The following is a 9,894-nucleotide window of genomic DNA, read 5'->3' as shown; positions in this document are numbered from 1 at the left end:
CATGCTGCGCGCACAGGGCCTCACCGTAGGCCAGCCCGCCTCGGGGCGTACGTTGCTCTCCGACGTGTCCTTCGAGGTCGCGCCGGGGGAGTCGGTGGCGATCGTGGGCGAGTCGGGATCGGGCAAGTCGCTGACCGTGCGCGCGCTGCTCGGGCTGCTGCCGGCCGGGCTGGAGCAGTCCGGGCAGGTGGTCATCGACGGGCAGCGGGTGGACGACGACCCCCGTGCCCTGCGGCGGCTGCGCGGCGGCACGGTGTCGCTGCTCATGCAGGACCCGTTCACGCTGCTCAACCCGTTGCGCAAGGCCGGCAGGCAGATCGCGGACGGGCTGCCGGCCGACGCCGATCCGAAGAGCGAGGTGCCCAGGCTGCTGGCCGAGGTGGGGCTGGCGGCCGAGGTGGCGGGGCGATACCCGTTCCAGCTCTCCGGAGGGATGCGGCAGCGCGTCGGCCTCGCCGCGGCGCTCGCGGCGGCACCGCGGATCCTGGTGGCCGACGAGCCGACCACCGCGCTCGACGCGACCACGCAGCGGGAGGTCCTGGCGCTCATCCGGGGCGTGCAGCGGGCGCGGGACATGACGTTCCTGCTGATCACGCATGATCTGCGGCTGGCGTTCTCGATGTGCGACCGGGTGGTGGTCATGTACGCGGGGCGGATCATGGAGGTGGGGCCGGCCGGTGCGTTGCGGGAGGAGCAGCGGCATCCGTACACGCGGGCGCTGCTGGCCGCCGAGCCGCCCGCCGACCGGCGCCTGGCGGTCATCCCCGCCGTACCCGGCTCGGTGCCGGCGCACGACGCGGTGGCGGGGCGATGCGGCTTCGCCGACCGGTGCGCACACGCCGTCGCCGAATGCCGCGCGGGAACCCCCACACTCAAACCGGCACCCACCCCGCTCGGGTCCGCCCCGACCGGCCCCGCCGCGCCCGGTTATGGCGGGCGGTTGTCCGCGTGTGTCCTGGCCGGCGAGCTGCCCGCCGCGCCGCCGCCCCCGCCGGGCGTCACGGCCCCCGTACGCGCCCCGGCGGCCCCGGTGCTCGACGTCCGCGACCTGCGCAAGACGTACCCGGGGACGACCCGGCCCGCCCTGGCAGGCGTCGGCCTGACCGTCGCCCCAGGCGAGATCGTGGCCGTCGTAGGCGAGTCGGGCTCCGGCAAGACCACCCTGGCCAGGTGCGTGACCGGCCTGGAGAGGCCCGACGCGGGCACCATCCTGCTGGGCGGCGCGGACTGCTCCGACTACGCCGGGATGAGCCGCCAAGCGGTCCGCCAGGCGCGCCGTACCGCACAAATGATCTTCCAGGACCCGTACTCGACGCTCAACCCCGCCCGTACGGTCGGCGCGACCCTCAAGGAGGCCCTCGTGGCCGACGGCCGCCCGGCGGACGTCGGCGGGCTCCTGGAGCTGGTCGGCCTCGACCCCGCCCTCGCCGCCCTGCGCCCCGCGAACCTGTCGGGCGGCGAACGGCAGCGGGTGGCCATCGCCAGGGCGGTGGCCGGCGAGCCCAGGCTGCTGGTCTGCGACGAGCCCGTCTCGGCGCTGGACGTGTCCGTGCAGGCCCAGGTGCTGACGCTGCTCGCCGGGCTGCGCGAGCGGCTGTCGATGGGGCTGCTGTTCATCACCCACGACCTGGCCGTGGTCCGCCAGCTCGCCGACCGGCTCTACGTCCTGCGGGCCGGCGAGTGCGTGGAGAGCGGCCAGGTGGATCAGGTGCTCGACGACCCAGGCCACGCCTACACCAGGGAGCTGCTCGCGAGCGTCCCCGACGGAGCCGGCGGCTGGCCAGGCTGACGTACGGGGCTAGTCTTCCGAGAACGAGATCAGCGTCAGCACCCGGCACCCGGCCGCGCCCGTGACGTAGACGTGGTCCAGCTCGGCCGCGAACCGCACCGCGTCCCCCTCGCCCAGCCGCACCTCCCACGCGTCGCTCTCCACGCTCACCTCGCCGGACACCACGTAGGCGTGCTCCACGGACCCGCGCCCGTGCGCGCTCTTGGCGCTGCGCGTCATCGGCGGCAGGTCGCCCTCGGCCAGCTCGAACCGCCGCCGGTCCGGCGCCGCGAACAGGCTGCGCACGGTCGTGTCACCCACCACCTGCGGCACGCCCTCGCCCCGCCGGATCACCTCGGGCCCCGCCAGGTGGGTCCTGGTCAGCTCCGCGAACGTGAGGTCGAGCGAGGCCGCCAGCCGGGTCAGCACCTCGATCGTCGGATTGGCGACACCCCGCTCGATCTGCGAGATGAGCGCCTTGCTCACGCCGGTCAGCTCGGCCAGCTCCCGCACGCTGAACCCGCGCGCCAGCCGGGTGCGCCGCAGGTTGCCGGCGATCGCCCCCCGCACCCCCGCGGCCGGCCCCGGGGTCACCGCCACAACGGGGGTCTTCTCCTGCCGCACGACGCTGGGTCCCTTCCTCGGAAAGCTTCCCCCATCATGCCCTGCGCCGCGGGGCATCAGCGCACCGCTAGGACCGGTGACGGGTCGCGGGCTTTCCCGGCGGCTCCTCCCAGCGCGGCCGCTGCGGCGGCTCGCCGCTCACCGTCTCCACGATCGTGGCCGCGACCTGGTACAGCTTGACGTTCTTGGTCTGGGAGACGTTGCGCAGGATCTCGAAGGCCTGGTGGGAGGTGCACCGGCGCTGCGCCATGACGACGCCGAGCGCCTGGTCGATGATCGCCCGGGTGCTGAGCGCGTCCTTGAGCTGCGCCGCGATCTCCCGCATCCGGGCCGCGTCGAGCGCCGTGCGGTAGAGCAGGGAGATGTGCTCGGCGGTCACCCGCACGGCGATCCGGGTCGCGTCGGCGAACCCGCCGGCGTCGCCCGAGTAGAGGGTGAGCGCGCCGAACGGGCTCCCTTCCCACTCCAGCGGCTCCGAATGCAGGCTCAGGACCTCGGGCGAATCGGCGATGAAGCGCCGCCAGCGAGGGTCGGCCGTCAGATCGTCCGCCGACACCGCGAGCCCGCTGTCGATCGCGTCGAGGATCGGCCCCTGCCCGGCAGCCGACTGCAGCTCGTCGAACAGCTCGGCCTTCGCGTGCGAGGAGACCACCGTGCGCAGGCCGGCCTGCTCGCAGACCGCGATGCTGACCATGGGGGAGTCGGGCATCGCCCTGGACACGATGGCGACGCATTCGGTGAGTGCCCGATCGAAATCCTCGATGTCGGTGGGCACATATGACCGGTCCAACGGTTCCCTCGCGCTTGCCGGCGGCGGACCACTTGACCGCAAAGACTGGCCCTGTGGAGACTCCCAGGCTAGTCGCTCCGAGGGAGGATCGGGCATGCCTTCAGGAGAGGTATGCGTCCACCTCGGCCAGATAAGCGTCCTTCACATGCCTGGGCAGCCAGGTGATCTCGAAGGCGTTGCGCTCGAGCTGCGCCAGCTCCTCCCGGCTGAGCTGCAGCGCGTCCTGCAGGGCTTCGAGGTTTTCCTGGACGTAGCCAGCGAAATAGGCGGGATCGTCGGAGTTGACCGTCACGCGCACGCCGAGGTCCATGAGCTTGCGGATGCCCTCGGCCTTCATCGAGTCGGTGACGTAGCCGTTGGAGATCGGGCAGCAGGTCAGCCCCATGCCGCGCTCCAGCACCACCTCCACCAGCCGCTGGTCCTCAAGGATGTTGACGCCGTGGTCGATCCGGTTGACGCCGATGTCCTCGACGGCCTGGCGGATGTGCTCGACCGCGTCGTCCTGGTCGACGTCGCAGTGCATGGTCAGGAGATAGCCCTCCTGCCTGGCGCGGTCGTACACGGCGGCGAACTTGGCCGGCGGGTTGCCCTTCTCGTCGGAGTCCAGCCCGACGCCGGCGATCCACTCCTTGTACGGCAGCGACTCCAGCAGCGTGGCCATCGCGTATTCGGCCTGGAAGTCGCGCAGGAAGCACATGATGAGCTGCGCCCGCACGCCGAGCTGCGCCTCCGCGTCCATCAGCGCCCGCCGCAGCCCGCGGATCACCAGGTCGAACGGCACTCCGCGCGAGGTGTGCGCCTGCGGGTCGAAGAAGATCTCCGCGTATCGCACGTTCTGCTCTGCGGCCTTGCGCAGGTAGGCCATGGCCAGGTCGTAGAAGTCGGGCTCGGTGCGCAGCACCTGCATGCCCTCGTAATAGATCTTCAGGAAGGACGGCAGGTCGTCGAAGGTGTAGGCGGCCCGCAGCTCCTCCACGGAGGAGCAGGGGAGCTCGATCCCGTTGCGCCCGGCCAGCTCGAACTTGAGCTCGGGCTCCAGCGTGCCCTCGATGTGCAGGTGCAGCTCGCATTTGGGCAGCCCGGCGATGAAGTCCTTCATCGTCCCACCTTAGAAGATGATCGCCAGCCCCACGGCGAACAGCAGGCCGTACGCCATCTGCAGCTTGCCGGTCTGCTGCAGCACCGCGATCAGCGCGGGGCCGACCGCCTTGCCCAGGACCGTCCTGATCGGGGTGACCGCCAGCGGCAGGGCCAGCAGCACGAGCGCGGCCCACGGCGTCAGGGGGATCATCGTGATCGCCACCGCGAACGGCACGACCTGGCAGGCCACGTACAGCGCGCGAGTGCGCTCGGGCCCCAGCACCACGGCCAGCGTGCGCTTGCCCGACTCGCCGTCGGTGCCCACGTCACGCAGGTTGTTGACCACGAGCATCGAGCACGACAGCAGCCCCACCGGGATCGAGGCCAGGAACGCCGGCCAGCTCAGCGACTCCGTCTGCACGTACGCCGTGCCGACCACGGGCACAACCCCGAAGAACACGAACACGGCCAGCTCGCCCAGCCCGCGGTAGCCGTAAGGGCGCTTGCCGCCGGTGTAGAACCAGGCGGCCGCGATCGACGCGGCGCCCACCAGCAGGATCCACCATGCCTGCGTGACGACGACCAGGACGAGCCCCAGCACCGCCGCGAGCGCGAAGCAGCCGAGCGCCGCCGTCAGCACCTGCCGCGGCGTGGCCGCCCGCGAGCCCACCAGCCGCATCGGGCCGACCCGCTGGTCGTCGGTGCCGCGGATGCCGTCGCTGTAGTCGTTGGCGTAGTTGACGCCGATCTGCAGGGAAAGCGCCACGAACAGTGCCAGGATCGCCCGCCACCACACGAAGCCGCCTTCGCCGATCGCCACGCCGGTGCCCACCATGACGGGCACGATGGCGTTGGGGAGCGTGCGCGGGCGGGCGCCGGCGATCCACTGGCCGGGGGTTGCCATGTCGTTCTACCTCTAGCTGATGTCCGTGGTGAGCCTGACCATGCGGATCGGGCGGCCCATGTCGAGTACGCGTTCGGCCATGTCCTCGCCCCAGCCCGCCGACTCCAGGAAGCCGAGCACCGCGTGGTTGTCGGCGAAGACCCAGGTGACGATCTGACGGAAGCCGTCGTCGCGCAGGTAGTCGACAGTGGCGTTGAGCAGCCGGCTGCCGTGGCCTCTGCGCACGAAGTCGGGGTCGACCAGCAGGGTCAGCATCTCGGCCACCACGCTGGGGTCGAGATCGGGATCCTCGGCAGGGGAGTGTGAGGCCAGGCCGACCACGCGCTCGCCACCACGGGGGGTGGTCAGCGCCGCACTGCCGCCCGCGCCGAGCGCGGGGAAGCCCTCGGTGTCGAGGATGGTCTCCACCGCCACCAGCACCCGGTGCCTGGGGGAGGGCGGGGCGACGATCGCCTCGTCCCACTGGCGCAGCCACATCTTCTCGGCCGCCGCCCCGGTCATCTGCTCAAGTGGCCCCTCGGGCAGGAACTCCCGATAGCCGTAGCGCCAGGCGCGGATCTGCGTATTCGCAACCTGAAGCACATCCTCGCGCCGGGCCGCCCGGACGCCTACGTCTGCCATCTCGGCCCGCTCCTTCGCCTGCTGTCCATGCCACAAGGCACGAGTTACACCGTATCGGTGTTTGACCCTTGGAGACGACGCGAACCCCGCTTCCTCGCCCGGTAAGCGCGTGTCTTGGTGCGGTTGCCACATACCCGCATAGAGCACCACGAGCGGGAACGGTTCCGCGACGAATCGATGAACGCCCACTGACAGGTCGCCTCCGAGCACACCTTGAGCCGGTCCCACGGCGCCCGCACGGCCGCCACGGCGATCCCGGCCAGCCCGGCCCGCACGCCGTCCCCCGCGGGGACCAGCCGGAGCCCGTCGCCCGTCGCCTCGACTCTGAGCGGCAGCGAGGGAAGGTCGGCGCTCTCGCGCCTGAGCGCGGCCCTGAGACCTTCGCGGAGGGCGAGCGCGAGGGGGAGGTCCTCGTCGGCTGCGCTGTCGTGCGGTCCGGCGAGGCCGCGTTCGCGCAGCCAGAGGACCAGCTCGGCGGGGGAGGACAGCTCGTCGGTCTCGGCTTCGACGTCGTGGGTGTTCAGGAAGTCTCGTACGAGCTCTGCGCCCGGGAGTTTCTCCGCCTCCACACCCTGCGTCTGCTCTGCGGAGAACGGCATACCGATCACTCTACTGGGCTTCATGATCGATTCACCTCCGGGAGACGTCGGCCAGGGCCTGGGCGAGCCGGCGTACCCCTTCGTGGAGCTCCGGCAGATGCGCGGCGGCCATGTGCGTCACCCGGATGCGCGGCCCGGGTGGCTCCGACGGGTAGTACATCCGGCCGGGGCTCACCAGCGCCCCGTTCCGCCTGGCCGCCTCGACCAGCTCGCCCTCGTCGGTCTCGGCGGGCAGCCGTACCCACAGGTGCATCCCGCCGATCGGGAGCAGGTGCACCTCGGCCTCCGGCAGGCGCGCGGCCAGCGCGGCGGCGAGCGCGTCGCGCCGGATCGCGATCTCGGCGTGCACCGCCGCGAGATGCCGCCGCCAGGCGGGCGACCCGACGAACTCCAGCGCCGTCTCCTGCAGCGGACGCGCCACGAAGAACGACTCCACGCACTGGCTCGCCCGCAGCCGGTGGGCGGCGGGGCCCCTGGCGATGACGGCCGCCACTCGCATGCTCGGTGAGAGGATCTTCGTCAGCGAGCCCAGGTGCACCACGGTGCCGTGCCGGTCCAGGGACACCAGCGACGGAGGCGGCCGCTCGGTCAGGTGGCGGGCGAAGTCGTCCTCGATCACGAACGCGCCCGCCGCCCGCGCCACCTCCAGCACCTGCTCCCGCCGCTCGACCGGCAGGGTCGCCCCCGTCGGGTTCTGCAGGGTGGGCTGGCAGAGGAACACCCTGGCCCCGGTGACGGCGAACGCCTCGGCCAGCAGCTCCGGCCGTACACCGTGCCGGTCGATGGGCACGGCGACGGTACGCAGCCCCGCCGCCCGCGCCGCCGCCAGCGCTCCCGGGTACGTGGGCGTCTCGACCAGCACCGCCGTGCCCGGAGCGGCCAGCGCCCTGAACGCGTGCGTGAGCCCCGCCTGCCCGCCGCTCACGATCAGCGCGTCCGCCGCGCTCACCTCGCCCCCGGCCTGCGCCGCGAACCACCGGCGCAGCTCGACGAGCCCGGCGAGCGGCGGCATGGCCCAGGCGTCCGGCCTGCGCACGGCCCGCGCCGCCGCGGCCCCCAGCTGCTTGTCGGGCCGCAGCCCTGGGCGCAGATACCCGCCGGTCAGCGGCACCACCCCCTCGGCCGCCTGCCCCAGCAGCGTCGTGATGGGGCCCTCGTCGACCACTCGATCACCCAGGGCGACCGTCTGCCAGGACAGATCGGTCGCGTCCTGCCCGCCGAGGACACGCTGGGTGACGAACACCCCGTTGCCCGGCCTCGTCACCACCCGTCCTTCGGCGGCCAGCTGCCCGATGGCGCGGGCGACCGTCACGGGGCTGACGCCATGCGTGCGCATGATCTCCCGGCTGGACGGGAGCCGCGCCCCGGGCCCGAGGCGCGTGGCCTCTTCGCGCAGCATCGCGGCGATCTGAGCGATACTGCTATCGTTGTTCATGAAAGAAGAGAATAGTGCTACTGTCTCCCGCGGAGTAGCGCTCCCTTTTGTCCCCGCTCCGAGCGTCCGGCTTCCCAGCGCCCGGCGCGGCACGGCGCTGGCCTTCCTCGGCGTGCTGGCCTTCTCCGGCTCCTTCCCCGCCACCGTCTACGCGATGCAGGGCTTCGACCCATGGCTGGTCGCCATCGGCCGGGCGGCCCTGGCCGGCGCGATAGCCGCGGCCTGCCTCAAGGCCACCCGCCGCCCTCTTCTCCCGCCGAAACACCTGTGGCCCGCCTACGCCCTCATCTCCCTGGGCGTCGTCTTCGGCTTTCCCGTCTTCAGCGGCCTGGCCCTGGACCTGGGCGCGAGCACGGCCCACGCCGCCGTGGTCATCGCCCTGCTCCCCGCCGCCACGGCCGCCTGCGCCGTCCTGCGGGCCGGTGAACGCCCCCGCCCGCTGTTCTGGACGGCCTGTACGGCGGGCGCCGTCGCCATCACCGCCTTCACCCTCACCCAGCACGAGGAGGGCGCGACCTCCTGGTCCGACCTCCTCCTGGTCGGCGCGCTCCTGTCGGCGGCGGTCGGCTACACCGAGGGCGGCCGCCTGTCCAGGCAGACCCCGGGCTGGCAGGTCATCTCCCACGCCCTCGTGCTCTCGCTCCCGCTGACGGCTCCCGTGACCGTGTTCCTGGCCTTGACCACGCCCATCACCCCGGGCCCCCAAGCCGTCGCGGGCTTCGCCTACGTGGCCGTGGTCTCCATGTTCCTGGGCTTCATCCCCTGGTACGCGGGCCTCGCCGCCGGCGGCATCGCCAGGGCCGGCCAGACCCAGCTCACCCAGCCTCTCCTGACGCTCATCTGGGCCTGGTTCCTGATGGGGGAGCGATTCGGCGCGGCCACGGTGGTCGCCGCCCTGGCCGTACTGGTCTGTGTGGCAATCACCCAGCGCGCCCGTACTTGAAAGCCGTGACGCCGCCCCGCAGGATGAGATTGGAGGTGTCACAATGGCGGACCTCACGATCCCCGAAGGCGGCTTCTGGCCGGCCCCGGAGATCCCGCAGCCCAACATCTATCCCATGGAATGGCGCGTCGAGACGGAGAAGCTCGCGGCCATCTACGAAAAGTCCAAGCGCATGCTCTGGAACCCGGCCGACCTCCCATGGGACGGCCTGAACGCGGACGACTTCACCAGGGAGCAGCGCCTGGGCATCATGTACTGGTTCGCGGTCCTGGCCAACTTCGACGCCTCAGGACCCGCCGTGTTCGCCCGCGCCACCATCCAGGCCTTCGAGAAGCACGAAGAGGACCCGGTCAGGAAGTGCTTCTTCTCCATCACCCGTGACGAGATGAACCACGAGGAGTGCTGCCAGCGCACCATCGCCAAGCTCTGGCCCGGCGGCCCGCTCAACTGGACCCCGTCGGACGACCTCGAAACGGCCGCCCACAACAACATCGGCTGGCTCTACCACAACGGCGGCCGCTACTGGACCGGCTACACCTCGGCGGTCGGCAGATACTCGCTGCCGGTGCTGTTCACCAGCTTCATGATGGGTGAGATGGCCGCGTCGACGTTGTTCAGGGGCATGGCCTCGGGCACCGGGCATCCGGTCTTCCGCGAGATGTTCCAGCGCATCGGCCGGGACGAGTCCCGACATTTGCAGATTTGCATGACCATTCTCGAGAACGAGTGGCCGGGCCTCACGGATGACACCCGCGTCCTGATCACCCGCCAGCTCAGGGCGGGGTTCGTCTTCCTCAGCATGATCCTCTGGGAGCCGCCGGAAGGGTTCTGGGAGCTGCCGCCGTACTTCCTGGCCAACCACCGGGTCCTCATGGACCACGCCAGGCAGGCGGGGCTGGGGGTGCTGTCGTACGAGGAGCAGGCGGAGAACTGGCGGGTGGCCATGGCCAAGGTTCGTGCGATCGTCGAGCGGTGGGGGATCGCCTTCCCGGCCATTCCCGAGCTGGACCTGGAGGGGGTGCCGGTGGACTTCATCGACCCGGAGGAGATCATCCCGGTCTTCTGAACCCGTCGCGCTGTGCTGAGGAGGGGCGGCTTCGGGGGCCGCCACCTGCCGGGCCATCACTTGC

Annotated in this window: 10 protein-coding genes; 3 read left to right on the top strand and 7 right to left on the bottom strand. The window is 71.6% G+C overall.

The genetic code is table 11. The features are described from left to right. Position 1 precedes the first annotated feature (1 nt). On the top strand, positions 2–1,789 hold the full coding sequence (locus ABEA43_RS51515; RefSeq protein ID WP_345573655.1) for an ABC transporter ATP-binding protein: 1,788 nt from the start codon (positions 2–4) through the stop codon (positions 1,787–1,789). A gap of 9 nt (positions 1,790–1,798) precedes the next feature. Here ABEA43_RS51515 and ABEA43_RS51510 read toward each other — a convergent pair whose 3' ends face one another. From ABEA43_RS51510 to ABEA43_RS51480, 7 genes are all read right to left on the bottom strand, one after another. Next, positions 1,799–2,392 (bottom strand): helix-turn-helix domain-containing protein, encoded by a 594-nt coding sequence (locus tag ABEA43_RS51510; RefSeq protein ID WP_345573653.1) that lies wholly within the window; start codon positions 2,390–2,392, stop codon positions 1,799–1,801. Between the two features lie 67 nt (positions 2,393–2,459). Then, entirely contained in the window at positions 2,460–3,167 is a 708-nt protein-coding gene (locus tag ABEA43_RS51505) for a GAF and ANTAR domain-containing protein (RefSeq protein WP_345573651.1), read from the bottom strand. A gap of 115 nt (positions 3,168–3,282) precedes the next feature. Continuing rightward, entirely contained in the window at positions 3,283–4,281 is a 999-nt protein-coding gene (locus ABEA43_RS51500) for an adenosine deaminase (RefSeq protein ID WP_345573649.1), read from the bottom strand. 9 nt (positions 4,282–4,290) lie between these two features. After that, the gene (locus ABEA43_RS51495) at positions 4,291–5,166 is read right to left on the bottom strand and encodes a 1,4-dihydroxy-2-naphthoate polyprenyltransferase (RefSeq protein WP_345573647.1); all 876 of its coding nucleotides are present in this window, start codon (positions 5,164–5,166) and stop codon (positions 4,291–4,293) included. A 12-nt stretch (positions 5,167–5,178) separates the two neighbouring features. After that, complete coding sequence (locus ABEA43_RS51490) at positions 5,179–5,787, bottom strand: GNAT family N-acetyltransferase (protein WP_345573644.1); 609 nt, start codon at positions 5,785–5,787, stop codon at positions 5,179–5,181. A 44-nt stretch (positions 5,788–5,831) separates the two neighbouring features. Then, positions 5,832–6,386, bottom strand: coding sequence for a CGNR zinc finger domain-containing protein (locus tag ABEA43_RS51485; RefSeq protein WP_345573642.1), 555 nt, complete (start codon positions 6,384–6,386; stop codon positions 5,832–5,834). Between the two features lie 31 nt (positions 6,387–6,417). Continuing rightward, complete coding sequence (locus tag ABEA43_RS51480; protein WP_345573640.1) at positions 6,418–7,821, bottom strand: aminotransferase-like domain-containing protein; 1,404 nt, start codon at positions 7,819–7,821, stop codon at positions 6,418–6,420. Here ABEA43_RS51480 and ABEA43_RS51475 point away from each other — a divergent pair. Next, entirely contained in the window at positions 7,820–8,764 is a 945-nt protein-coding gene (locus tag ABEA43_RS51475) for a DMT family transporter (RefSeq protein WP_345573638.1), read from the top strand. The genes ABEA43_RS51480 and ABEA43_RS51475 overlap by 2 nt on opposite strands. Positions 8,765–8,807: 43 nt before the next feature. Further along, positions 8,808–9,830, top strand: coding sequence for a hypothetical protein (locus ABEA43_RS51470; RefSeq protein WP_345573635.1), 1,023 nt, complete (start codon positions 8,808–8,810; stop codon positions 9,828–9,830). Positions 9,831–9,894 lie beyond the last annotated feature (64 nt).

Source organism: Nonomuraea rosea, assembly GCF_039539705.1.
Classification (GTDB): Bacteria; Actinomycetota; Actinomycetes; order Streptosporangiales; family Streptosporangiaceae; genus Nonomuraea; species Nonomuraea rosea.
The sequence above is the reverse complement of the archived record's forward strand: the minus strand, read 5'-3'. Positions and strand labels throughout refer to the sequence as shown.

What these genes read in the sequence shown, in the direction of transcription:
- ABEA43_RS51490 (WP_345573644.1), bottom strand. Translation starts at nt 5,787, where the DNA reads ATGGCAGACGTAGGCGTCCGGGCGGCCCGGCGCGAGGATGTGCTTCAG.
- ABEA43_RS51475 (WP_345573638.1), top strand. Translation starts at nt 7,820, where the DNA reads ATGAAAGAAGAGAATAGTGCTACTGTCTCCCGCGGAGTAGCGCTCCCT.
- ABEA43_RS51485 (WP_345573642.1), bottom strand. Translation starts at nt 6,386, where the DNA reads ATGCCGTTCTCCGCAGAGCAGACGCAGGGTGTGGAGGCGGAGAAACTC.
- ABEA43_RS51495 (WP_345573647.1), bottom strand. Translation starts at nt 5,166, where the DNA reads ATGGCAACCCCCGGCCAGTGGATCGCCGGCGCCCGCCCGCGCACGCTC.
- ABEA43_RS51515 (WP_345573655.1), top strand. Translation starts at nt 2, where the DNA reads ATGCTGCGCGCACAGGGCCTCACCGTAGGCCAGCCCGCCTCGGGGCGT.
- ABEA43_RS51470 (WP_345573635.1), top strand. Translation starts at nt 8,808, where the DNA reads ATGGCGGACCTCACGATCCCCGAAGGCGGCTTCTGGCCGGCCCCGGAG.
- ABEA43_RS51500 (WP_345573649.1), bottom strand. Translation starts at nt 4,281, where the DNA reads ATGAAGGACTTCATCGCCGGGCTGCCCAAATGCGAGCTGCACCTGCAC.
- ABEA43_RS51480 (WP_345573640.1), bottom strand. Translation starts at nt 7,821, where the DNA reads ATGAACAACGATAGCAGTATCGCTCAGATCGCCGCGATGCTGCGCGAA.